The 22,470-nt window shown below is 58.5% G+C and carries 22 protein-coding genes; 13 read left to right on the top strand and 9 right to left on the bottom strand.

Features of this window, described 5'->3' with window-relative positions:
* Window positions 1-26 precede the first annotated feature (26 nt).
* Complete coding sequence (serB, locus tag MCRY_RS01790) at window positions 27-917, top strand: phosphoserine phosphatase SerB (RefSeq protein ID WP_085627775.1); 891 nt, start codon at window positions 27-29, stop codon at window positions 915-917.
* Here the strand turns inward: serB and MCRY_RS01785 are convergent.
* Window positions 889-1,887, bottom strand: a complete 999-nt coding sequence (locus MCRY_RS01785; protein ID WP_085627736.1) for an asparaginase — start codon at window positions 1,885-1,887, stop codon at window positions 889-891. The two genes, serB and MCRY_RS01785, sit on opposite strands and share 29 nt — an antisense overlap.
* 173 nt (window positions 1,888-2,060) lie before the next feature.
* Here MCRY_RS01785 and MCRY_RS01780 point away from each other — a divergent pair, with 173 nt between their 5' ends.
* The 7 genes from MCRY_RS01780 (at window position 2,061) to cueR (ending at window position 8,965) form a co-directional block, all read left to right on the top strand.
* Window positions 2,061-2,594, top strand: a complete 534-nt coding sequence (locus tag MCRY_RS01780; protein ID WP_085627735.1) for an invasion associated locus B family protein — start codon at window positions 2,061-2,063, stop codon at window positions 2,592-2,594.
* A 114-nt stretch (window positions 2,595-2,708) separates the two neighbouring features.
* Window positions 2,709-3,026, top strand: a complete 318-nt coding sequence (locus MCRY_RS01775) for an ArsR/SmtB family transcription factor (protein ID WP_085627734.1) — start codon at window positions 2,709-2,711, stop codon at window positions 3,024-3,026.
* Between the two features lie 16 nt (window positions 3,027-3,042).
* On the top strand, window positions 3,043-4,086 hold the full coding sequence (locus MCRY_RS01770) for a permease (protein ID WP_085627733.1): 1,044 nt from the start codon (window positions 3,043-3,045) through the stop codon (window positions 4,084-4,086).
* Between the two features lie 91 nt (window positions 4,087-4,177).
* Entirely contained in the window at window positions 4,178-5,365 is a 1,188-nt protein-coding gene (gene rlmN, locus MCRY_RS01765; RefSeq protein WP_085627732.1) for a dual-specificity RNA methyltransferase RlmN, read from the top strand.
* A gap of 205 nt (window positions 5,366-5,570) precedes the next feature.
* Window positions 5,571-6,023 carry a hypothetical protein gene (locus MCRY_RS01760; RefSeq protein WP_085627731.1) on the top strand — a complete coding sequence of 151 codons (453 nt, stop codon included), beginning with the start codon at window positions 5,571-5,573 and terminating at the stop codon, window positions 6,021-6,023.
* Between the two features lie 96 nt (window positions 6,024-6,119).
* Window positions 6,120-8,576, top strand: a complete 2,457-nt coding sequence (locus MCRY_RS01755; RefSeq protein WP_085627730.1) for a heavy metal translocating P-type ATPase — start codon at window positions 6,120-6,122, stop codon at window positions 8,574-8,576.
* Window positions 8,573-8,965, top strand: a complete 393-nt coding sequence (cueR, locus tag MCRY_RS01750; RefSeq protein WP_085627729.1) for a Cu(I)-responsive transcriptional regulator — start codon at window positions 8,573-8,575, stop codon at window positions 8,963-8,965. The genes MCRY_RS01755 and cueR overlap by 4 nt, the downstream gene beginning before the upstream one ends.
* A 107-nt stretch (window positions 8,966-9,072) precedes the next feature.
* Here cueR and MCRY_RS01745 read toward each other — a convergent pair whose 3' ends face one another.
* The 3 genes from MCRY_RS01745 to MCRY_RS01735 form a co-directional block, all read right to left on the bottom strand.
* A complete protein-coding gene (locus MCRY_RS01745) occupies window positions 9,073-10,005 on the bottom strand; it encodes an aldose epimerase family protein (RefSeq protein WP_085627728.1) in 933 nt (310 codons plus the stop codon).
* A 64-nt stretch (window positions 10,006-10,069) separates the two neighbouring features.
* On the bottom strand, window positions 10,070-10,684 hold the full coding sequence (locus MCRY_RS01740) for a ferric reductase (protein WP_085627727.1): 615 nt from the start codon (window positions 10,682-10,684) through the stop codon (window positions 10,070-10,072).
* Window positions 10,685-10,698: 14 nt separating this feature from the next.
* Window positions 10,699-11,187 (bottom strand): peptidase associated/transthyretin-like domain-containing protein, encoded by a 489-nt coding sequence (locus MCRY_RS01735; RefSeq protein WP_085627726.1) that lies wholly within the window; start codon window positions 11,185-11,187, stop codon window positions 10,699-10,701.
* A 345-nt stretch (window positions 11,188-11,532) separates the two neighbouring features.
* On the opposite strand from MCRY_RS01735, the gene MCRY_RS01730 reads away from it, so the two are divergent.
* Complete coding sequence (locus MCRY_RS01730; protein WP_138487778.1) at window positions 11,533-12,252, top strand: hypothetical protein; 720 nt, start codon at window positions 11,533-11,535, stop codon at window positions 12,250-12,252.
* Here the strand turns inward: MCRY_RS01730 and MCRY_RS01725 are convergent.
* From MCRY_RS01725 to MCRY_RS01715, 3 genes are all read right to left on the bottom strand, one after another.
* Window positions 12,204-12,998 (bottom strand): helix-turn-helix domain-containing protein, encoded by a 795-nt coding sequence (locus MCRY_RS01725; protein WP_139834081.1) that lies wholly within the window; start codon window positions 12,996-12,998, stop codon window positions 12,204-12,206. The genes MCRY_RS01730 and MCRY_RS01725 overlap by 49 nt on opposite strands.
* A 164-nt stretch (window positions 12,999-13,162) precedes the next feature.
* Window positions 13,163-14,584, bottom strand: a complete 1,422-nt coding sequence (locus MCRY_RS01720; protein WP_085627723.1) for a homospermidine synthase — start codon at window positions 14,582-14,584, stop codon at window positions 13,163-13,165.
* A 237-nt stretch (window positions 14,585-14,821) separates the two neighbouring features.
* Window positions 14,822-15,505, bottom strand: a complete 684-nt coding sequence (locus MCRY_RS01715) for a D-lyxose/D-mannose family sugar isomerase (protein WP_085627722.1) — start codon at window positions 15,503-15,505, stop codon at window positions 14,822-14,824.
* Window positions 15,506-15,552: 47 nt separating this feature from the next.
* Here MCRY_RS01715 and MCRY_RS22575 point away from each other — a divergent pair, with 47 nt between their 5' ends.
* The 4 genes from MCRY_RS22575 (at window position 15,553) to MCRY_RS01700 (ending at window position 20,698) form a co-directional block, all read left to right on the top strand.
* On the top strand, window positions 15,553-15,828 hold the full coding sequence (locus MCRY_RS22575; RefSeq protein WP_138487779.1) for a hypothetical protein: 276 nt from the start codon (window positions 15,553-15,555) through the stop codon (window positions 15,826-15,828).
* Complete coding sequence (locus MCRY_RS01710) at window positions 15,825-18,152, top strand: Tex family protein (protein WP_085627721.1); 2,328 nt, start codon at window positions 15,825-15,827, stop codon at window positions 18,150-18,152. Before MCRY_RS22575 ends, MCRY_RS01710 begins: the two co-directional genes overlap by 4 nt.
* Window positions 18,153-18,513: 361 nt before the next feature.
* Entirely contained in the window at window positions 18,514-19,881 is a 1,368-nt protein-coding gene (locus tag MCRY_RS01705) for an aspartate aminotransferase family protein (protein WP_085627720.1), read from the top strand.
* 37 nt (window positions 19,882-19,918) lie between these two features.
* The gene (locus tag MCRY_RS01700) at window positions 19,919-20,698 is read left to right on the top strand and encodes a 3-keto-5-aminohexanoate cleavage protein (protein ID WP_085627719.1); all 780 of its coding nucleotides are present in this window, start codon (window positions 19,919-19,921) and stop codon (window positions 20,696-20,698) included.
* A 43-nt stretch (window positions 20,699-20,741) separates the two neighbouring features.
* Here MCRY_RS01700 and MCRY_RS01695 read toward each other — a convergent pair whose 3' ends face one another.
* On the bottom strand, window positions 20,742-21,386 hold the full coding sequence (locus tag MCRY_RS01695; protein ID WP_085627718.1) for a LysE family translocator: 645 nt from the start codon (window positions 21,384-21,386) through the stop codon (window positions 20,742-20,744).
* A 7-nt stretch (window positions 21,387-21,393) separates the two neighbouring features.
* Window positions 21,394-22,461, bottom strand: a complete 1,068-nt coding sequence (locus MCRY_RS01690) for an isopenicillin N synthase family dioxygenase (protein ID WP_238939725.1) — start codon at window positions 22,459-22,461, stop codon at window positions 21,394-21,396.
* Between the last annotated feature and the right edge of the window lie 9 nt (window positions 22,462-22,470).

Genomic DNA, 22,470 nt, shown 5'->3' with positions numbered 1-22,470 from the left:
CGGCAAACCTTGCTTGGAGTGCTTTTATGTTCACCGCCACGTTGATTGCCCGTCCGGGACAGCTTGATCCTGCTCTTCCCGAAGCGCTGCGCAATGCCTGGGGCGGAGGTGATCTGGTTTGGCTGTCACCGGACGAGGCGGCGGAATTCGATCTTGAGATCGCGCCCGACACCGCCAAGACAAGCTGGACGGCGCTGCAGGATCAAGGCGTCGACCTAGCGATCCAGCAAACCGCGAATCGGAGCAAGAAGATGCTGCTGGCCGATATGGACAGCACCATGATCCAGCAAGAATGCATTGACGAACTGGCCGAGGTCGCAGGCGTTGGTACGCAGGTCAAAGAGATCACTGCCCGGGCGATGAACGGCGAGTTGGATTTCGACGGCGCGTTGATCGAACGGGTTCGTCTACTCAAAGGTTTGCCAGAGAGCGTGATCGGCGATGTTCTGGCCACGCGCATCACCCTCATGCCCGGCGGGCCTGCTTTGTTGGCAACGATGAAAGCACACGGAGCTTATGCGGCTCTTGTCTCTGGTGGCTTTACAGCCTTCACCGCGCGCGTCGCCGCAACGCTTGGTTTTGACGAAAACCGCGCAAACACGCTGCTGGTTGAAAGCGGCACGTTGTCAGGCGAAGTCGGTCGTCCGATCCTTGGGCGTGAAGCCAAGGTCACCGCTCTGCAAGAGATCACCGCGCGTCTGGGCATCACCGATGCCGATGTTCTGGCCGTCGGCGACGGGGCCAATGACCTTGGCATGTTGCAGCGGGCAGGCGCAGGCGTGGCGCTGCACGCCAAACCCAGCGTGCAGGCGCAGGCCAAGCTGCGCATCAACCATGGCGATCTGACTGCCCTGCTCTTCTTGCAAGGCTACAGCAAGGACGATTTCGTTACACCAGAAGTGCCGGCGCTGGCCTGATCTCTCCGGTCACCAGCCCGTCCCAATTGTGAATGGTCGGGGACAGGAACGCCTTGACCTCGGGGTGATCGGCATCCAGCACCTCCAGCTTCACAAGGATCGCGGCAATAGCACACTCCGCAGCCCGGGTCGCGCCGTCCGCTGCCTTGACCGCCACACCCAATCCGCGCGTCGGCAGTATCGCGATAAAATAACCTTCGGCCCCGGTCTTGAGAGCGACAGGTTCCTTGGAAACCCGCATCAAACGCGTGCAGGCACGGCCCTCTCCCGCAACCAGTTCAGGATGCGTATGCATCGCTTCTACCAGACGGGTCCCAGCGGTGCTCATCGTGTCTGACCGTTGTGCGGCAGTCGCAAACCACGCCATTGCCCGCGCCATACCATGCATCGTGGTGGCAAAGTTCGGCGCGGAACAACCGTCGATCCCAAACCCGGGGCTGGTTTGATCCGTCACCGTCTCGAACGCCTCAAGGCAGGCTTTCTGAACCGGATGTGCAGGATCGACATAGTTCGGCCCGGCGCCAAGATGCTGGGTCAGCGTCAGGAAGCCCGCATGTTTGCCGGAACAATTGTTGTGCACGCGGCACGGCGACTCATGCGCGCGGATCATCTCGATCTTCAGATCGGTGTCGCGACTCACCTGTGGGCCACAACACAGCGCATCATCGTTCAGCCCCAGATCAGTCAGCCAACGGTTCACCCGGTCCACATGAATCGCAGCGCCCTGATGCGACGCGCACGACAACGCCAATTGCTCGGTCGTCAAACCCCGCGCGTCGGCGGCACCAGACGTCAGCAGGGGCAGCGCCTGGATCATCTTCGACGAACTGCGTGGCAGCACGACCGCATCGGGATCGCCCCACGCCGAAACGATCTGTCCAGACCCATCGCAGATCACGGCATGGCCGCTGTGATGGCTTTCAAGAAATGGACCGCGCCAGACCTCGGCCAGCGACACGGGGTGTGCCATGGGTTCGCTCCTTCGTGCGTGGGCAAAAAACTGCCAATTGGGCTTTAAAGATCCTCATAAATCAGGCTATTCTCACGCCGTCGAGGGCAAAGTTGCAGTGACATAAGCGGGGCAAACCCCATACTGTGGCAGACAAACGAGTTGAGGCTAAGGACAGTCTGGAGGCTGGACGCATGAATTCATGGATTGGCGGAGCGGTGATCGGTGCAGTCGCGCTGGTGGCGGCAAGTGCGGGCGTGGCGCAGGAAACGAGTACAAACCGCGTGAACGCCATCACCGACTGGAGCGTGTTCGAAGGGCAAGAACCACGAGAATGCTGGGCGGTCACGACCTACAAAGAAAGCGTGAACACCAAGGATGGCCGCGTTGTTGCCGTGACCCGTGGTGAGATCCTCCTGATGGTCTTCTACCGACCCGGAGCCGAAGTGCAGGGTCAGGTTGCTTTCACGGGTGGCTACCCGTTTGCACCTGGGTCGACGGTAAACGTCAACATCAGCGGTACGGAGTTCGAGCTGTTCACCGAGGGTGAATGGGCATGGCCCGCAACGCCGCAGGACGATTCCAAGATCGTCACCGCAATGAAACGCGGCGCTGATGCAGTTCTCACAGCGCGGTCTGCGCGTGGGACCACGACCAAAGACACATTCTCGCTCTTGGGCTTCACAGCAGCCGTAGAAGACGCCGAGAAGCGATGTGCAAGCGGTTAAACGAACGTTGCGACTGACCCAAATGATGTAAAGGCCGGGCAAATCTGTCTGGCCTTTTTTCGTGCCGCATGAATTTCACTTGCCATACAACTATATTTCTAGTTTTATGGTTTCATGAATCAGACTCAACATCACGCCCGCGCTCTTTCTGCCTTGGGCCACGAAGCCCGACTTCAGATATTCCGCGTTCTGGTTAAGGCGGGGCATTCCGGCCTCACAGTGAGCCAGATCGCAGAACATCTTGGCCTACCTGCCTCAACGCAGGCGCATCACCTCAAGATGCTCGTCGAAGGCGGATTGGTGACGCAGACACGGCAAGGGCGAGAAGTGATCAACACGGTCGATTTTGACAGGATGAACGGCCTGATCGGGTTCCTTTCGGAGGAATGCTGCACAGGGTTCGCAACCAACACATCCAACACCGCTGCATAGCTCAAGGACATCGAGAATGGCTGACCTCTCATCTAACGCACCCCCGAACCCGATCTGGCTTGCGGTCAAGAAACAGAAGGTCTGGATCACGTCTGCTATTCTGCTGTTAATCGTTGCATTGGTCTCAGCCAATCAAGCCGAAGACAGCCTTGGCTTTGTGGTGCAGTCGCTGATGAAAACCGGCCCCTACCTTCTGTTGTCCATCGGGATTGCAGCTTGGGCCGTGGCGACAGGGGCGGACAACCTGATCGCCCGTGCCTTTACAGGTTCACCAGCACTGATGATCTTTCTTGCAGCACTGGCGGGTGGGCTGTCACCCTTTTGTTCTTGTGGCGTAATTCCCCTGATCGCAGCTCTTTTGACGATGGGTGTTCCGTTATCCGCTGTGATGGCCTTCTGGCTGGCATCGCCAGTGATGGACCCGTCGATGTTCTTGCTGACCTCGGGTGTGCTTGGGTTTGAATTCGCAGTTGCCAAGACATTAGCGGCAATCGGACTTGGCGTGGCGGGTGGCTATATCGTGCTGGCCTTGGGCGGCAGCCAAATCCTGCATGATGCCTTGCGCGAAGGTGTTGGAAATGGCGGCTGCGGTTCGGCCAAGATCCGCAATCCCAAGCCTGTGGTCTGGCGTTTTTGGGAGCACTCTGAACGGGTCGAGAAATTCGGCAAGGAGGCAATGAAGACAACGCTCTTCCTTGCCCAATGGTTGACCTTGGCCTTTTTGTTGGAAAGCCTGATGCTGGCCTATATCCCTGCGGAAACCATTACGTCCGTTCTGGGCGGCACCGGGATTGGTCCGATCGCGATCGCAACGGTGGTCGGTGTGCCCGCCTACCTGAACGGCTATGCCGCGCTGCCGCTGATCAGTGGGTTGATGGAGCAGGGCATGGCGTCCGGTGCCGGCCTTGCCTTCCTTGTCGCTGGGGGCGTCACGTCCCTGCCCGCCGCCATCGCGGTCTGGGCACTGGTGAAGCCCCGGGTGTTTACGCTCTACATCGCAATATCGCTTGGCGGCGCATTTCTCATCGGTTTGGCCTATCAGGGCTGGACGATGATCTAGGCTCTTGCAAGAGCCTTCACACGCATTCCCCTTTGGCAAAGCCCAAAGAATCCTATATGTGGCCCATCTCTTTTCGAGAAAGGCTGACCCAATGACCGGCTCTGCACCGATCACGCAAGACGTTATGACCATCCCGCGCAAGATGCCGGAGGGGGGCAAAACGAATATTGTCGGACTGACCCGCGACAAGCTACGCGAGGCGCTGGTCGCCATGGGCACACCGGAAAAGCAGTCCAAGATGCGGGTCAACCAGATCTGGCAGTGGGTTTATCAATGGGGCGTGCGCGATTTCCACGCGATGACAAACCTCGCCAAGGGCTACCGCGCCGAACTGGACGATCATTTCGAAATCGCTCTACCGGAGATCGTGTCCAAACAGGTCTCGGCAGACGGCACGCGCAAATACCTTGTCCGCATTGCAGGTGGGCACGAGGTCGAGGTGGTCTATATCCCCGAAACCGACCGTGGCACGCTGTGCATCTCGGCCCAGGTAGGCTGCACACTCACCTGTTCCTTCTGCCACACCGGTACGCAAAAACTGGTACGCAACCTGACCGCCGGGGAAATCATCGGTCAGGTCATGCTGGCCCGCGACGATCTGGGCGAATGGCCCGAACCAGGCATCGGCACCGGTGAGAACGGCCCACGCCTTTTGTCGAACATCGTGCTGATGGGTATGGGCGAGCCACTCTACAATTTCGACAACGTGCGCGATGCGATGAAGATCGCGATGGATGGCGAAGGCATCGCCCTGTCCCGCCGCCGCATCACGCTGTCCACGTCTGGCGTCGTGCCGGAGATCGCCAAAACCGCCGAGGAAATCGGATGCCTGCTGGCGGTCAGCTTCCACGCCACGACAGACGAGGTGCGTGACAGACTGGTTCCGATCAACAAACGATGGAACATCGAAACGCTGCTGGACACCCTGCGCGAGTATCCGAAGAAATCGAACTCCGAACGCATCACCTTTGAATACGTGATGCTCAAGGATGTGAACGACAGCGACGAAGACGCCCGCCGTCTGGTCAAGCTGATTTCGGGTATTCCGGCCAAGATCAACCTGATCCCATTCAACGAATGGCCCGGCGCACCTTACCAGCGGTCGGATTGGAGCCGGATCGAGTCCTTTGCCGACATCATATACAAAGCAGGCTACGCGTCCCCCATCCGCACCCCGCGCGGCGAGGACATCATGGCAGCCTGCGGGCAGTTGAAGTCGGCCACAGAACGCGCGCGTAAAAGCAAGGCGCAGATCGCAGCAGAGAGCGGGACTTCCTAAGCCCAAGAGCTTTGGAGTTTTGATGTGCACTTCTCGTGTCGACTGAACAATTGACCGTTTGCGTGGCAGAACAGGCGTCAGCTCGTCTTTTTGATCCAAGATCGCATCATTGGGCTTGAATGCCCTCGGCTCTTTCCTCTATTCAGGAATAATCCTGATTATTTTAATTGGGTATTATGCCGCCACGGTCCAACAAGGGTCACCCATGCACCACTCGCATATTCTTCTGCCGGATGATGACCTGCGATCCGCCGAAATGCGCGTGATCGCGCTGCTGCGTGCATGGAACACCAATTTGGACGCGCAAACAGCGATGTGGGAAGATTTGCAAACCTCGTTGGGCGCAGCCCGCGCCAGATCGTGTCTGCAAGCGTTCGAACAGATGCTTCAATTGCTCGCAAAACACAGCTGGCGCCCTCTGACGATCATGCCCATGGGGACCAAGGGTATGACGCCCGACGAAGCAGCTTTGGCACGGTTTGTCATGGCGTCAACCGAACAGAGGCGCGACACCGCATTGGCAGAAGCAAGGTTTCTGGTGTCACCCTCAGCCCTTTTGCCTTTGCTCTGCGCAGCATCTCGTTTTGGCTTGCCGCTGTTGTGCGAAGAATGCCGCGCACGGATTTTGACACCTTCGGTAAAAACCCCATTGAACTAGGCATGCAGCGCCTTTCTGGTGATTTCTTGGCCTTGCCTCTTGACCTTCCAGCGACTGGAGGCCCTATCTGATCCTCAAGCAACAAGGATCATTCCCATGACCACGCTCCGCTTTTCTGTCGACAAAATGAGCTGCGCAGGCTGTGCAGGCCGCGCCGAGCGGGCATTGGCGGCTGCCCCCGGCGTGACCGAAGCATCAGTCAACATCGCCAATCACATTGCGCAGGTTACCGGTTCAGCTTCACCCGAAACATTGCGCACAGCGCTCAAGACCGCGGGCTACCCCGCCCGCGAAACGAACCACAGTCTGTCCATCGAAGGCATGACCTGTGCCTCCTGCACCGGCCGTGTCGAACGCGCGCTTGAGGCCGTACCGGGTGTTCTGACGGCCAACGTGAACCTCGCCACACAGACCGCAAGCGTGCGTGTTCTGGATGGCGCGGTAACAATCGAAGCACTTGCCCAGACGGTAACCGATGCCGGATATCCGGCACGGCCAGTCGACAACGACATCCCGACAGAGCGGCATTCCGAAATCGCCCCCCTGCGCCGCGACACCTTGATCGCAGGCGCGCTCACCCTGCCGGTGTTCCTGACGGAGATGGGCGGGCACCTCTACCCGCCGCTGCACCACGCAATTATGGGCAGCCTCGGGATGCAGAGCTTCTGGGTGTTGCAATTCCTGCTCATCACACTGGTTCTGGCATGGCCGGGCCGTCGGTTCTTCCGCATCGGTCTGCCGCTGTTGGCTAAGGGCAGCCCCGACATGAACAGTCTTGTCGCCCTCGGCACGCTGGCCGCGTGGAGCTATTCCACCATCGCCACCTTCGCGCCTGCGCTTTTGCCCGAGGGTACCCGCGCGGTCTATTTCGAAGCGGCGGGTGTGATCGTCACACTTATCCTCGCTGGCCGTTGGATGGAGGCCCGCGCTAAGGGGCGCACCGGCGCTGCCATCCGCCATCTGATCGGCCTGCGGCCTGACACCGTGCTGCTGTCGCGGGACGGAGATTTTGTCGAAGTGCCGCTTGCCGATGTCGCAGTTGGCGATGTGATCATGGTGCGCCCCGGCGGACGTATTGCCGTCGACGGCATGGTGATGGACGGAGAATCCTATGTTGACGAGTCCATGATCACCGGAGAGCCTGTGCCCGTGGCCAAGACCACCGACGACGTCGTGACCGGCGGCACCATCAATGGGCGAAAGGCACTGACCTATCGCGCGACGGCGGTCGGCTCAAACACCGTTTTGGCCCGGATCATCGACATGGTGCAAACCGCGCAGGGCGCGAAATTGCCAATTCAGGCGCTGGCCGATACTGTAGTTCGCATTTTTGTGCCTGTCGTATTAGGCATCGCCGCGCTCACCATCGTTGTGTGGCTGACCTTCGGCCCGCAGCCATCGCTGGGCTACGCGCTGGTTTCCGGGGTGGCCGTCCTGATCATTGCCTGTCCCTGCGCAATGGGACTTGCGACGCCCACCTCGATTATGGTGGGCACCGGTCGCGCGGCTGAGCTTGGTGTGCTCTTCCGCAAAGGCGACGCGCTTCAACGCCTCGACAGCGCCACTGTAGTGGCGTTCGACAAGACCGGGACCCTGACCAAAGGACGCCCAAGCCTTGTCGATCAATACACCGTGCCCGGCATAGAAGCCGCCGAGGCGCTGCGCCTTGTGGCTGCGGTTGAACAGGGATCAGATCACCCGGTAGGGCGCGCCATCCTTGCCTCGGCCCCTGACGACCTCCCCACTGTTAAAGACAGCGAAACGGTTCCCGGCTATGGGCTGATCGCGTCACTGGGGGATCACAAGCTACTTGTCGGCTCCGAGCGTCACCTCACAGAAAACGGTGTAGACACGACACCCCTGCAAGCAGCAATCACGCGGTTTGCAGATAACGGGCACAGCCTCGTCTGCCTCGCACGGGGTGGGCAGGCCGTGGCTGTCTTTGCGGTGGCAGACCAAATCAAGCCCAGCGCAAAGCCTGCCATCGACGCGCTGCACGCAGCTGGCCTCAAAGTGGCGATGATCTCGGGCGACAATCCAGCCGCCGCCAATGCCATCGCCCGTCAACTGGGCATCGACCACGTTACTGCAGGCGTGCGCCCCGATGGCAAGGTCGACGCCATCAAGGATCTGCGCAGCCGCTTTGGTGCGGTCGCCTTCGTGGGCGATGGCATCAATGACGCCCCGGCCCTTGCCGAAGCAGATATCGGACTGGCCATCGGTACAGGCACAGATGTCGCCATCGAGGCGGCGGATATCGTTCTGTCCTCGGGTCGGGTATCTGGTGTGGTGAATGCAGTGGACGTGTCAAAACAGACCATGCGCAATATCCGGCAGAACCTGTTCTGGGCCTTTGCCTATAACACCGCGCTGATCCCGGTTGCCGCAGGTGTGCTTTACCCTGCGTTCGGCATCCTGCTGTCGCCGATGCTGGGCGCGGGTGCGATGGCGTTGAGTTCTGTGTTCGTCCTGACCAATGCCCTGCGTCTGCGAAACATCGCACCGGTGCAGAACGACTCGGCGTCCGTCACTTACGCGGAGGTCCCAGCATGAACATCGGAGATGTTGCCCAAAAGGCTGGACTGCCCCCAAAGACCATCCGGTATTATGAAGATATCGGGCTCATCACGCCGTTGCGGGATACCAACGGATATCGAGTGTTCCGCGAAAGCGATCTGCACAAGCTGGCCTTTCTCGGACGTGCACGCACATTGGGGTTCACCATCGAGGACTGCCGCACATTGCTGGCGCTCTACGAGGATGACACGCGCGCGAGTGCCGATGTGAAGGACCTCGCACAAGCGCACCTGGCCAAGATCGAAGACAAAATCACGCAATTGGAATCCATGCGTGATACGCTTTCGAACCTTGTGAAAAGCTGCGCCGGGGACAATCGTCCCGATTGCCCGATCCTGAGCGATCTTGCCACTGGGCAGCACTGATACGACGCCGGCCCAAAAGAACACACGGGTGAAAGAACCGCATGTGGTGGCCACAGGCGGCTTTCGACCGATGAAATGCGCAGCGTGGACGCAGAGCTGCATGTTTCCTAGAGGATTTCGATAGAGGTCATCTGCTGGTATGGCGCGTCCGGAGTACAGAGGATCGACGGGAATGCAGGCACATTCACCGCATTCGGAAAGTCCTGCGCCTCAAGACACAGACCGGCAAAACGCCCATGCGCCGCCCCCGGTCCTTCTGGCAAATGCCGCGCTAAGCTGTTTGAAGTGTAGACCTGCAACCCCGGACGATCCGTCCACAGCCGCAGTTCAAGCCCATCGGGGCCTGTCACTTCAGCTGCGGGATCGGCGTCAGACGTCAAGACAAGGTTCCCATCCCACCCGTCGCCATCCCCTAATCGCACCGGACGACGGAAATCATACGCCGTCCCCTCCACTGGCTCGATCGTGCCCAAAGGCACAAGATCCTGGGCCGTGGGTGTGTACTGGTCCGCCGCTACCTGCACATAATGCTCGGCAACGGTGCCGTGGCCTGCAAGATTGAAGTAAACATGCTGTGCCAGATTGATCGGCGTCATGCGATCCGGCACACCTTCCATATCCCATGTCAGACACCCACCCCTGAGACGCAGCACCACGCGGAACGCCACATTTCCGGGGTAGCCCTGATCCCCGTCTGTCGAGAGCAATCGGAATTCCACCGCGCGATCTCCATCCGGTGACATACGCCAGTTGCACCGGCCAAGCCCGCCCGGACCGCCATGCAGATGATGTGGCGACGCATTGGCGGGCAGGTCATAGCTGACACCATTTAGGTCGAACCGAGCCCCGGAAATCCGGTTGACCACGCGCCCGCACACCGCGCCCATCGACGCGGGGTTATGCCTGTAATGCTCGGGCTCTGCGTAACCCAGAACAACAGGACGGTCTGCAACACGCCAATCCATCACCGCGCAACCCATCGAAAGCACCGTCACTTCTGTGTCTGCATCACGCAGAACATGGGATGTGATCTGCTCCATGGAGCCTCCTTTGGTGTCACCTGACAGGGTCGACCGATTGCGGTCAATCCCAGAGTGCCCCGAATTACTTTCGGCGCACCAAAGGAAAATGAACCCATATCCGGCGATCAAAGATCACGCGCATTAAAACACCTAGGACCAACGCTGTGAGGAGTGCTTTCGAAATCGGCTCCATTGTGCCGTCAATCTGCAGAACATGCAGGGCCGTCCCAATGGCAATGATACTGACAAAAGAGGTATGCAGTACGCGCCAAAGTCGCAATCGCTGTCCCATCCGGTGCCGCAGCGCTCCGATCAACGCCGCTGCAAACACAGCCCACATTGCGATCACACCCCAGATAGAGAACGGTGTGGGCGACATGAACAAAAGCGCGTCAATGACATCGGGCGGGCTGGTCATCCACAGTCCAGCCACATGGATGATCACCAGCCCGACAAGCAAAGCTCCTACGCCGCGATGCAATCGCCGTCCGGAGATACCCTTGAAACCGGGCAAGTACCCCCCGACCAACAAAGGCTGCATCAGCAACAGCCCCATGGCCATCACACCGGCAATTCCGGACCCGATATAAACCGGGTCACGCCATTGAAGCAGGGGGCTTGAAACGGCAAAGCCAAACGGCACCAAAAGCGCTGTCGCGACCGCGATCCAGATCAAAACCGCGCGAGGCCGGGGCATGGTGTCAGCCCCCGTCAGACTGGTTGCAAGACGAAATCCGCACGCAGGCTGGTGTCGCGCGAACTGCCCATCACAGGACGCAGAAAGACAGTTTTGAATGCGTCCCCATCATAGGCCAGATGCCCGTGCGCTTGGCCAAAGGCTGGAACGATTTGCGGCATTTCCAGCCGGAATTCCCCGTTCGCATCCGTCAGCGTTGCGCCGTGGCTGTGCCAATCACGTTCATGGCCTTCGGTGGTATGCGCCCAGATTTGGATACGCTGACCTTCGAGTGGCGCTCCATCCTCGGCCCGACGCACCGTGCCGGTCATCCAGAACCCGCCACCACCAATCCGCGCAACGATTGGTGCGCCCGGGCGATAATTGTTGGACCCACCCCGCATGGTCGGTGTCGGCGCAAGCCCTTTGGCCCTTGCAGGAACCAGCAAACCCGACCCGGTTGTGAACAGCGCCGCAGCAGCAGTGGTTACCACGGACCGCCGCGTGAGACTTGAAATGGTCATGACGAACCTCCTTTGCAGCTGAACAATCATGAGGCGCAACACAGCCTCACCGCCCAGTCTTGTGTTCGCGCGAGCTTACCAAATGATATTCCGCTTTCCTGTCTGGAAAGGCCCCGCCCACGTCATCGTGATGTCCCAGCATGCCGACAGTGCCATGCAATACGGTCTGTCTGCGGAATTTTGCCAATGGCCTTCGAACACTCGGCATGATCCAGCAGCAACACATTCAACTGAAGCTATCTATAGGTGTCTCAACCGAAAAGAAACAACCTTAAGGCTTGGCGCGGCCCCGCGAATAATGTGGTGTGGAGGGATTGTTCAACACTCTATGAGGGAGAAATGCACGTGGCCAAAATTGCTCATCTAGACCTGATGAAATTCTTCAGCACCTGTCTCTACATGCTTGAAGAGCGGGGAATCACGGTCGAAGATTCATCGGATTTTGAAGGATGCGAAAACCGGATGCGCGCGATCGGTAAAAACTCGATCACACCAATGATCTCGTCAGAACACAATGATCTGTCCAAAGACAATGCCGGGTGGCTGATCCTGCGCAAGGACGGTCAAGATATCGGTGGTGTCGCTGCCCGGCACGACCGGTTTGTGACCGAAACGCTGTCAAGCTTCTGGTCCCGCAGTTATGGCAGATTGTACAAGGGCCAGGGGCATTTACGGGTTGTTTCGGACGAACACCGCCCGTGTGACGAGATCACGGGAAGCGTCATCTACATGGGCGAGTTCTTTATCGCCGAAAAGATGCGCGGCTCTCGGCATATGTTGTCGCTCTACACGCATCTGCTGTTTGCCTATTGCCACCTGCGCTGGCATCCAGACTGGCTCTATGCCTTTGTGAGAGCCGATGATGCCCGGTTGGGCTATGCCACGGAATATGGCTTTACCCGACAGTATCCCGGCGCGCATGTCTGGGGAACCTTGCCGAAAGGGCGGGCAACAGGTGAATATCTTGTGGCGATTCAATCAAGCGAACTGTGCGACATGGCACGCTACTTCAATCTTCACCCGTCTGTTCTTCTGGGGGTCGATTCGCTCAAAAGGGTGGAATAGTTCAGCACGAACAAGGTGCCCGACGCATCCCTGACAGGGAGCATGAGGCGAACGAAGCTGACCTCTGCGGTTTCGTTCGTTTCGGGGAAGGGCACAATCCGCTTGAGCGGCGTGATCATCCCCACACCGGAATGCGCAACCGATCTGATTTGTCCGTTCAGTTCGGTCAGATCAGAAGTGCTCAGGGTTTCGAGAAAGTTCGCGAGCCTAGAATTGTCTGCCGACCCGAGCGTCGTTGCGGACAGGCCAAGCGCACCAACATGGTGAATGCGCGGGATCGACGTCAAAGCTTCGGCTGCACTGACAAGATCGAAATGCGGAGCGATCTGCTCGCTACGGGACAGGTCGCCGTCAGTTTCCTTCCACCAAGCGATGATGGAATCCAGTGTTGGTCGATCTCCGATCCGGTCCAGCGACCGTTCGGTTGCCTTGAAGACCGCAGACAAAAGCTGTGCAGCCTGCCGATCCACTTCCTGCACCGGCAGCGCTTCGAAATCTCCTTTGAGGTGATCGTTCCGGTCCCTGAGCAAAACATCCACAGGGATTCCCAAAGCGTCCGCCAATCGCACAGGTGCGGCCATGTTCGGCAATGTGCGACCACGCATGATTTCGTCCAGAATGCTAGCTTCCTCAAACCCTGCACGCGCCGACAACTCGGCTTCGCTGAGGTTTTGTGACTTCATTATGCTTTGCAGGTTCGCCCGGAAATTATCTAGAACTTCCAGCTCTTTCGTATGCAACGTCATCTCGCCGTCCAGTAGTTACAGCTTTCGCCCACACCCACGGTCATGGGTAACCTCGCAAAAGTGGTGTGTATAGCAAAATTGCATCCTTAAGGAGATTTATCCGTTTGCGCATCAAAGCCTTCACCTCAGGTCACGCCGTTTGGACAGATGGCATTGCCCATGGATCAGCTTGCCAAAACATTTCTGAACAACCACGGGTCGCGTTCGTCGATATCTTCGGGGAAGTGTTCCCACCGATCCTGCAACGGTGTCCAATCAGTGTAATGCGCCTCTACAGGACCAAGGTAAGGGCGCTGCACATCAAGACAGCGTGCGTGATCCATCTCATCGGCTTCCACAATTCCCGCTTCGGGGTTTTCCAGTGCCCAGACCATTCCGGCAAGAACCGCCGAAGTCACCTGTAAGCCGGTGGCATTCTGATAGGGTGCCAGATCACGCGTTTCCGCGTTGGACAACCGAGACCCGTACCACATCGCGTTCTTTTCGTGCCCGAAAAGAAGCACACCAAGTTCGTCGATGCCTTCGACGATTTCGTCTTCGGTCAGGATGTGATGGATCGTTTGCTGTTTGCCCGACCCGAACATCTCGTGCAGGGACAACACCGCATCGTCGCAAGGATGATATGCATAATGACAGGTCGGACGGTAGTCGGGCGCAGCCGCATCACCGACCGTGTAATAGTCGGAAATCGAGATCGCCTCATTGTGCGTCACAAGGAACCCGAATTGCGGTCCCGGTGTCGGGCACCATGTATGCACCCGAGTGATCGCTCCGGGACGGTCCAACCAGATCGCCGCCTGACACCCTGTGTCATAGGAATACCCGTTCTCCGGAAACCATGTTTCGTGCGTGCCCCACCCTAGTTCGGCGGGTTGAAAACCTTCGGCAATGAACCCTTCGACAGACCATGTATTGACGAACACGTTGCGCGGTCGCGGTTGACGGCGCGCTTGGGTATCTCGCTCTGCGATATGGACACCTTTCACACCCAGCGACTGCATCAGCGTCGCCCAACCCGATCGGTCTTTGGGCGCTGGCACTTCACGCCCCGTATCCTTGGCAAGGGTAAGCAATGCCTCCTTCACGAACCATGACACCATGCCGGGGTTAGCCCCACAGCAGCTCACCGCAGTCGGACCACCGGGATTGGCCACCTTTTCGTTCTGCACCGCTTGCCGCAGGGCATAATTGGTGCGTGCTGCATTGTCGGCGGTGTCGAAATAATACCCGGCCCACGGCTCAACCACCGTGTCGATATAAAGCACACCCAGTTCACGGCAGAATTTCATGAGATCCAAAGACGACGTATCGACCGAAAGGTTAACGCAGAACCCTTTGCCCTCGGCAAAAATCCCCCCCAGCACCTCGCGATAGTTGTCGGGTGTTAGGGCAAGCTGCAGATGGCGGATCTTGTGCTGCCGCAGGAAATTGGCCTTACCCGCATCCGGTTCGATGACGATGAATTTATCTGCATCATATTCGAAATGCCGCTCGATCAGTGGCCATGTGCCTTTTCCGATCGAACCAAAGCCGATCATAACGATCGGCCCATCAATACGCCCGTGGACCTGATGTTTGTCAGTCATGTGCTTTCCTCGCCGCTCCTGTGTCGTGGACACTCCGTCCAGCACGACCAACAAGGCAGCTCCTCTTGTTTATCGCGCGCAAATCACAGAGTCCAAGATACTCTTGTCATTCGGAAAAACACATTCGGGGCCAATCGGTTTCCTTTGCAAACTGGCCATTCCCGAATTCCACAAAGCGATCCGGACCTGTCAGCCCCCTATGCAACGGCACCTCACGGCTTTAGCTGCGGGAACGCTTTAAAACGCCGCCGCGTAATCACTGACAAGAAGATGGGTCGGTGCCGTGTCCTCTTCGATTGTAGAGAAACGGCCGATCGGTTCGCGAAAGATATTGTCGGTCTCGTCATCGTTCACGGTCGAAACTTCTCCGATCAACACATCGCCACCTTCCCCCCAGAACGCGTGCCAATCTCCCGGACGGAGTGTCACGCTTTCACCCGGCGCGAGGCGGAGCTTCTGGCCCGGCGCATAGTCCAGACGAATACCATCGCACCACACGACGCCGCCGCGATCTTCGGCAAATCCGCCTGCATCGTCCGATCCGAACAATTCGATCACCAGTGTTGCGCCGCCTCGGTTGATGATGTCCTCGGCCTTGATCACGTGCGTGTGCATCGGAGACAACTGATCCTGCTGAGAAATCAGCAGCTTTTCAGCGTAGCACATCCCCCCGCCGCGCTGCAGGTCTGACAAGATGCCATTGCGCAGGGTAAACAGGAAAAGGCCCAGCTCGGCGTACCGTCCTGCCCCGTAATCAGTAATGTCCCAGCCGCAGCGTGTATCAATCACATGCTGCGCCTCTGCTGCTCTGGCCCGGAATTCGTCCGGTGTCCAATAGGCAAATGGCGGCAGGCTAAAGCCATGGGATCGGATCATCTCATCTGCATCCGCGATGATTTCATTGATGCGCGATCGTTTCATACCTGTGTTCCTTCGTTGCAGCGCAGACTGGGCTTAAGAAACCAGTAATGCCCAAGGGTTTCGTCGCCATTCAAACAGCCATGCTGAAAGCCATCCGCCCAGTTTCGCCCAATGCAACCTCGAGCCAATATAGTTGCAATCATACGGTGCCTGTCCAACCCCCGTTAGCGATAACAACGGCAAGATCACGCCCGGTGCAAGCTGAAACTCAGGAACAAGGCGGCATGATGATGAAAGGCGCGGACATGGCAAACACCTCTTTCCTCTGGCAAACACGCTGGCTATCAAGACAGACCAACAACATCAGAGGACACGTGACGTGAGCCAGAGCTCTGACCGTATTTCGCGCATCATCGCCGCTGACATCGACGCCCGACCGGATCAGGTCACCGCCGCCGTCAGCCTTTTGGATGGAGGTGCCACTGTTCCCTTTGTGGCGCGGTATCGCAAGGAAGCAACCGGTGGTCTGGACGACACGCAATTGCGCACATTGGCGGATCGTTTGGTCTATCTGCGCGAGTTGGAAGCCCGTCGCGAGACGATCCTCAATTCGATCAAGGATCAGGGCAAGCTGACCGATGCCTTGACCAAAGCCATCGCAAGGGCTGACACAAAAGCAGTGCTGGAGGACATTTACCTGCCCTTCAAACCCAAGCGCCGCACCAAAGCGATGATTGCCCGCGAGAACGGTTTGGAGCCACTTCTCAGCGCCATTTTGAACACACGGTCCGCCGCGCCCGAAGACCTGGCCACCACGTATCTGACCGAGGCCGTTCCCACGGCGAAAGAGGCCTTGGCCGGTGCCCGCGATATTCTCGCGGAAGACCTCAGTGAAAACGCCGATCTTCTGGGCCGACTGCGGTCATTCATGCACGAGACCGCCTTGATCACCGCGCGTGTGCAACCCGGAAAAGAAGATGCCGGCGCAAAATTCTCAGATTATTTCGACCATCGCGAAAAATGGGCAACCATCCCAGGCCATCGCGCTTTGGCCATTCTCCGCGCCGCCAAGGAAGAAATCGTCGCCATCGACATTGCACCAGACGCAGAAACCGACATGCCCCGCGCAATCGGGATCATTGCTGCGGCCATAGGGATCTCCGGCACCGGCCCGGCAGACACGTGGCTCCGAGCGGCGGCGGATTGGACATGGCGCGTCAAGCTCAGCCTTACGATGTATGTCGATCTGATGAGCGACCTACGCAAACGCGCCCATGAAGAGGCCATTTCCGTCTTTGCGCGAAACCTGCGCGATCTTCTGCTGGCAGCACCCGCCGGACCGCGCCCGACACTTGGGCTTGATCCCGGCATTCGCACCGGGGTCAAGGCTGCAGTGGTCGATGCAACGGGCAAACTGTTGGAAACCGCAACACTTTATCCCTTCCAGCCACGTATGGATGTGACCGGATCGCAGTCCGCCATATCTTCCATGATCCAACGCCACGGCATCGAACTGGTCGCGATCGGCAACGGCACTGCAAGCCGCGAGACAGAACGGCTTGTCGCAGAGACGATCAAGCAAATGCCTCAGGGTGTATCGCGTCCCGCCAGCGTGATCGTGTCAGAGGCCGGGGCTTCGGTGTACTCCGCGTCGGAACTGGCGGCACAGGAATTCCCTGACCTCGATGTGTCCCTGCGCGGCGCGGTTTCCATTGCACGCCGCTTGCAAGACCCACTGGCCGAATTGGTAAAGATCACACCGCAATCCATAGGGGTGGGGCAATATCAACATGACGTCGATCAACGGCGGCTGGCGCAGGCGCTTGACGCGGTGGTCGAAGACGCCGTGAACGCTGTTGGCGTCGACCTGAACATGGCCTCAGCGCCGCTTCTGGCGCGCGTGGCGGGTGTTGGCCCATCGCTGGCCAACGCAATCGTCACACATCGCGATGCACAGGGCCGTTTTGCATCCCGCAAAGCGTTGCTCAAGGTTCCTGGGCTTGGCCCAAAGGCGTTTGAGCAATGCGCCGGGTTCCTGCGGCTTCGGGACAGCTCAGAGCCGTTGGATGCGACATCGGTGCACCCCGAGGCCTACGACGTGGCACGCCGCATCGTGCAAGCCTGTGGGCGCGACTTCCGAGCGATCATGGGCACGCCGGAAACCCTCAGCAGCCTGCGCGCCGAAGACTTCGTTAATGAACGTTTCGGCATCCCCACGGTCCGCGATATTTTATCAGAGCTTGAAAAGCCCGGCCGCGATCCGCGCCCCGATTTCGTCACCGCGCGCTTTGCCGATGGAATCGACAACATCAAGGACCTGCGCCCCGGAATGTTATTGGAAGGAACGGTCACCAACGTCGCCGCTTTCGGAGCCTTCATCGATATCGGTGTTCATCAGGACGGCTTGGTGCATGTCAGCCAACTGGCCGACCGGTTCGTCAAGGACCCGCATGAGGTGGTGAAAGCCGGGGATGTCGTCAAGGTTCGCGTGGTTGAGGTCGACGTCGCACGCAAGCGCATTGGTTTGAGCATGCGAAAAGACGCCCCAGACACATCCCAAAACGTCCGAGACAAAAGCCCATCTGGCCAGAAGGCACAGAACCACACCCCTAAAAAACCACGGCCAAATACGAAAACGGACACAGGGGGCGGTGGTCAAGGCGCCCTTGCCGATGCGCTCCGGGATGCTCTTAAGGGCAAAACCTGACGCACCCACAAGCAACATCCCCGCGCGGGATCAGTCGCGGATGGTGGTTCGAACGCTGTCAGGAACGCCTCGGCAGCATTGCGCAGAGGCGGCCAAGATATCCGCCCTGTTAAATGAGCACCGTCAGTGGCCCATCGCGCGTTCCGGCTGTTCGGGATGTTGCATTGGCGCGCCGTCACGACAATTGAACCTGGGCTTGCGTCCCCAATGGCGTTTGTCGAAATAGGTTTTCTTGCAAGCTGCCACTTATTGGTCCGGGGTGGCCTGTCAGGGCTAGCATGACCCCTGCCCCCTTGCCACGCCAGTCTGGAACGCTTTAGCTGTTGGTTGAGACTCACCGACAGTTCGAAAGATGTGCCCCATGGACCTGCGCCCGAATTCCGACGAAGCCCGCGATATCGCGTACCACTTCCACAGCTACACCAATGCCCGCTTGCACGAGCAGAACGGGCCGCTGATCATGGATCGGGGCGAGGGGGTTCATGTGTTCGACACCCACGGCAACAAATACATCGAAGGCATGTCCGGCCTGTGGAGCGTGGCTGTCGGTTTTAATGAACAGCGTCTGATCGACGCCGCAACCCGGCAGATGAGCAAGCTGCCCTACTATCACAATTTCGCGCACCGTTCGCACGGGCCGGCGATCGATCTGGCGGAAAAGCTGATCGGCATGGCGCCGGTCCCGATGAGCAAGGTGTTCTTCACCAATTCCGGGTCCGAAGCGAATGACACGATCCTCAAGATGCTGTGGTATCGCTCCAACAGCCTCGGCAAGCCCGAGAAGAAGAAAGTGATTTCGCGCATGCGCGGCTATCACGGGGTGACGATTGCATCCGCGTCGATGACCGGGCTGCCGTACAACCACAAATCCTTCGACCTGCCGCTGCCCGGCGTGCTGCACACCACCTGCCCGCATTACTGGCGCGAAGGGCGCGACGGCGAGAGCGAAGAACAATTCGCCACCCGCTGCGCCGAGGACCTCGACGCGATGATCCAGGCCGAAGGGCCCGACACGATTGCCGCCTTCATCGCCGAACCGGTGATGGGCGCGGGTGGGGTTGTCGTGCCGCCCAAAACCTATTGGGAGAAAATCCAGAAGGTGCTGGGCCAGTACGACATCCTGCTGATCGCCGACGAGGTGATTTGTGGGTTTGGCCGCACCGGCAAGATGTTCGGCTGTGACACTTTCCAGATCAAGCCGGACATCATGACCATGTCCAAGCAGATCACGTCATCCTATTTCCCATTCTCGGCCTTCATGATGACGGAAGAGGTCTACGCCCCCATCGCCGACGAATCCGGCCGCATTGGCGTGCTGGGTCACGGCTATACCGGCGGCGCGCATCCGGTGGGTGCGGCGGTGGCGCTGGAGAACCTCAAGATCATCGAAGAGCGCGATCTGGTGGCGAACGCGGCCGAACGGGGCGCGGAATTGCAGGCAGGTCTGGCCAAGTTCACCGGCCACCCGCTGGTGGGTGAGGCACGCGGCGTTGGCTTGATCGCAGCCCTGGAAATCGTGGCCCCCGACGGCCGCGCCGAAGAGTTCGCACCGGGCAAACTGGGTGCAGGGCTTGGTGCTCATTTCCTGAAAAACGGCCTGATCTCGCGCAACATGACGGACGCCATGGCCTTCTGCCCGCCAATGATCATCACGCCTGCTCAGATCACCGAAATCCTGTCAGCAGTCGAGAAAAGCCTAGATGCGTTCCAGGCAGAGTTGACCACATGACAGGCCGCCACCTTTTGGCACGACCCTCGGACGTGCGATGAGACCGCTTCCGAAAATAATGGTCGCCCCAAGCGGCGCGCGCCTGTCGAAAGCAGACCATCCCGCATTGCCGCTCACCATCGACGAAGTCGTGACAGTTGCAAAAAGCTGTTTCGAGGTCGGCGCGGATGGGCTTCACGCTCATATCCGGGATGAAGACGGGTCACATCTGCTTGATGCGGCCGTCTACCGCGATCTGCTGTCTGATCTGAGGCGTGCTGTACCAGACATGGCCCTCCAGATCACGACCGAGGCGGCAGGGGTCTACCAGCCGGATGTCCAAATGGAGGTTGCCCTGAACTCGGGGGCTGACATGGTGTCCGCGGCGGTGCGCGAAATCGGCGAAGCCGGGTTGGAGACCGCCCGCGCGTTCTACGCCGAATGTGAGGATCGCAAGATCGCGGTTCAACATATTCTTTTTGATGTCGAGGATTGTCAGCGTCTCTCAGAGATACTGCCGCGGACGCGCCTCTCCGACCCCAAACTGCAAATGATCTTTGTTCTTGGTCGTTACAGCCAAACAGGCGCGTCTTCGCCAAACGAAATGCTGCCGTTCCTCACGTGGCTGAAGGATCAAAATCTGACACCCGACTGGGCCGTTTGCGCGTTTGGAGCGGCAGAACCGGCGTGCTTGGTTGAAGCCGCCCGCAGAGGTGGAAAATGCCGCGTCGGTTTCGAGAATTCCCGACTGCTCAGCAACGGGTCTGTGGCGAAGGACAATCGAGAGAAAGTCGTGGACCTCTGCACGCAATTGACCCAACAAAACCTGTTGTTGTGATGGCCTTGGAATGCAGGGGGTCTGGACGGTTCAACGCACGTCCTCAAAGGATTTCATAATGCAGGTTCAGTGCGATAAAGACCAAGGCCAGCCCCCCGACCCACGACAGCAGCTTGCGCACACCGGGGTTGGCCGACACAGAGGTCGACAGTGTCGATCCAAGCCACGCCACCACGAGATCCGACGGAATTGCGGTTAATGGGACAAGGGCACCCAAGACGATCAATTGCAATTGTAACGCTTGGCCTGTGAGACTTGGATCAACAAACGGCGGAAGAAATAACGAGAAGAACAATACTGTTTTCGGATTAAGCAATTCGACCCACATGCCCTGCCACACGATCTGCCCGAAGGATTGATGCAATGTCGGCGTGTCAGTGACAGTCAGATCGAGGGCGACATAGGAATCGCGGATCAGCCCGTAGCCCAGATAGATCAGATACAGCGACCCGAGAAACCGAAGGCCTGTCATCAGCCAATCGAACTGGCGAAACAGCGTTGCGAGGCCGAAGGCTGTAGCAATCGCCAGTAGAATGCCGCCAAGGCCCAAGCCCAGCGCCGAAGCATACCCCGCCCTCCGGCTTTGCCCGGCGCTTCGGGACAAGACATAAAGCATCGACGGCCCCGGCGTCGCACTTAGAACGAGCCCGGCAAGGGCCACGGTGAGCATCGTTTCGAGAGTTGGCATTGGGTGGTCAGGTGTTTTTCTTTAGTCTTTGCTCGAATGGGTTTTCGATCTGGAGATGTCCATCCCCAGGATCACATGCTTCCGCGGCTTTGGCCATCAATGCTTTCAGATATGGAAAATCGCGAATAAGCATCCGTTCCAAATGCGCACCTGCGGCAAAAGGTTGGTACTCAGGCGTCGCGCCTTTTGGGACGAGTTGTGGAAACGGCTGGATGATCGTGTCATGATTGGCGGCCACGAAATAGGGCAACGAAAAGCGCTCGGGGCGGAGATTGAGCACACGGTGAGGCGTAGATCGAAGCCGCCCATTCGTCCACGCCTCCATCATGTCACCGATGTTTACGACCAGCGCCGTCGGATCCACCGGAACGTCGATCCAGACATCGTCCTGACCGAGGATCTGCAATCCCTGATTTCTGGTGTGCAACAACGTCAGGCATTCGTAATCCGTATGCGCCCCCATATTCACGGACTTTGTGTCCTTAACCGTTGCTTTTCGCACATAGTGTAACAGCCGAAGCTGCGAGATCGGTTTTGTCATATGCTGGGTCATCGCACCCACCGGCAGGTCGAGATAAAGCTCCAGCGACGTGCTGATCAGCCGACCCAGAGCCGCTACCTCGTCATAATACCGACCAACAGTTTCACGAAATCCCGCCAGTTCCGGCCAGTTGTTCGGGCCAAGAACACGATTCCCCGCAAGGAAATCGGGATCATCCTGAGGCAGATCTAGCCCAAGGTCGAAAGCTTCATAGCTGCGGTGCACCTCGTCGGGGTAATCGCCTTTTTCGGAAAACGGCACGTAACCCCGATGATTGGGGCTGTCCCCGATGTAACACCGCATCTTCACGTCTTCGGATTGAAGGAAAAACCTTTCCGCAGTTGCGTAGACAGAGTCGATCAGATCCAGCGGTATTCCGTGATCACAGATTCGGAAAAATCCGTGTTGTTCGCAGGCTTTCCCGATTGCATGTGAAATCCGAGTGACTTCGCTTTCACAGCCCGACCTGAGCCCGGCGATACTGATGAGAGGCAAGACTTGCTCGCCTTTTTGAATGTCGGAGAACATCGTCATTGGATTCCT

This window comes from Marivita cryptomonadis, from assembly GCF_002115725.1.
Taxonomy (GTDB): domain Bacteria; phylum Pseudomonadota; class Alphaproteobacteria; order Rhodobacterales; family Rhodobacteraceae; genus Marivita; species Marivita cryptomonadis.
The sequence above is the reverse complement of the archived record's forward strand: the minus strand, read 5'-3'. Positions and strand labels throughout refer to the sequence as shown.

Bases quoted from the DNA above. Each gene is read 5' to 3' on its own strand.
- serB (WP_085627775.1), top strand. From the start codon at position 27: ATGTTCACCGCCACGTTGATTGCCCGTCCGGGACAGCTTGATCCTGCT.
- MCRY_RS01785 (WP_085627736.1), bottom strand. From the start codon at position 1,887: ATGGCACACCCCGTGTCGCTGGCCGAGGTCTGGCGCGGTCCATTTCTT.
- MCRY_RS01780 (WP_085627735.1), top strand. From the start codon at position 2,061: ATGAATTCATGGATTGGCGGAGCGGTGATCGGTGCAGTCGCGCTGGTG.
- MCRY_RS01775 (WP_085627734.1), top strand. From the start codon at position 2,709: ATGAATCAGACTCAACATCACGCCCGCGCTCTTTCTGCCTTGGGCCAC.
- MCRY_RS01770 (WP_085627733.1), top strand. From the start codon at position 3,043: ATGGCTGACCTCTCATCTAACGCACCCCCGAACCCGATCTGGCTTGCG.
- rlmN (WP_085627732.1), top strand. From the start codon at position 4,178: ATGACCGGCTCTGCACCGATCACGCAAGACGTTATGACCATCCCGCGC.
- MCRY_RS01760 (WP_085627731.1), top strand. From the start codon at position 5,571: ATGCACCACTCGCATATTCTTCTGCCGGATGATGACCTGCGATCCGCC.
- MCRY_RS01755 (WP_085627730.1), top strand. From the start codon at position 6,120: ATGACCACGCTCCGCTTTTCTGTCGACAAAATGAGCTGCGCAGGCTGT.
- cueR (WP_085627729.1), top strand. From the start codon at position 8,573: ATGAACATCGGAGATGTTGCCCAAAAGGCTGGACTGCCCCCAAAGACC.
- MCRY_RS01745 (WP_085627728.1), bottom strand. From the start codon at position 10,005: ATGGAGCAGATCACATCCCATGTTCTGCGTGATGCAGACACAGAAGTG.
- MCRY_RS01740 (WP_085627727.1), bottom strand. From the start codon at position 10,684: ATGCCCCGGCCTCGCGCGGTTTTGATCTGGATCGCGGTCGCGACAGCG.
- MCRY_RS01735 (WP_085627726.1), bottom strand. From the start codon at position 11,187: ATGACCATTTCAAGTCTCACGCGGCGGTCCGTGGTAACCACTGCTGCT.
- MCRY_RS01725 (WP_139834081.1), bottom strand. From the start codon at position 12,998: ATGACGTTGCATACGAAAGAGCTGGAAGTTCTAGATAATTTCCGGGCG.
- MCRY_RS01720 (WP_085627723.1), bottom strand. From the start codon at position 14,584: ATGACTGACAAACATCAGGTCCACGGGCGTATTGATGGGCCGATCGTT.
- MCRY_RS01715 (WP_085627722.1), bottom strand. From the start codon at position 15,505: ATGAAACGATCGCGCATCAATGAAATCATCGCGGATGCAGATGAGATG.
- MCRY_RS22575 (WP_138487779.1), top strand. From the start codon at position 15,553: ATGCCCAAGGGTTTCGTCGCCATTCAAACAGCCATGCTGAAAGCCATC.
- MCRY_RS01705 (WP_085627720.1), top strand. From the start codon at position 18,514: ATGGACCTGCGCCCGAATTCCGACGAAGCCCGCGATATCGCGTACCAC.
- MCRY_RS01700 (WP_085627719.1), top strand. From the start codon at position 19,919: ATGAGACCGCTTCCGAAAATAATGGTCGCCCCAAGCGGCGCGCGCCTG.
- MCRY_RS01695 (WP_085627718.1), bottom strand. From the start codon at position 21,386: ATGCCAACTCTCGAAACGATGCTCACCGTGGCCCTTGCCGGGCTCGTT.
- MCRY_RS01690 (WP_238939725.1), bottom strand. From the start codon at position 22,461: ATGACGATGTTCTCCGACATTCAAAAAGGCGAGCAAGTCTTGCCTCTC.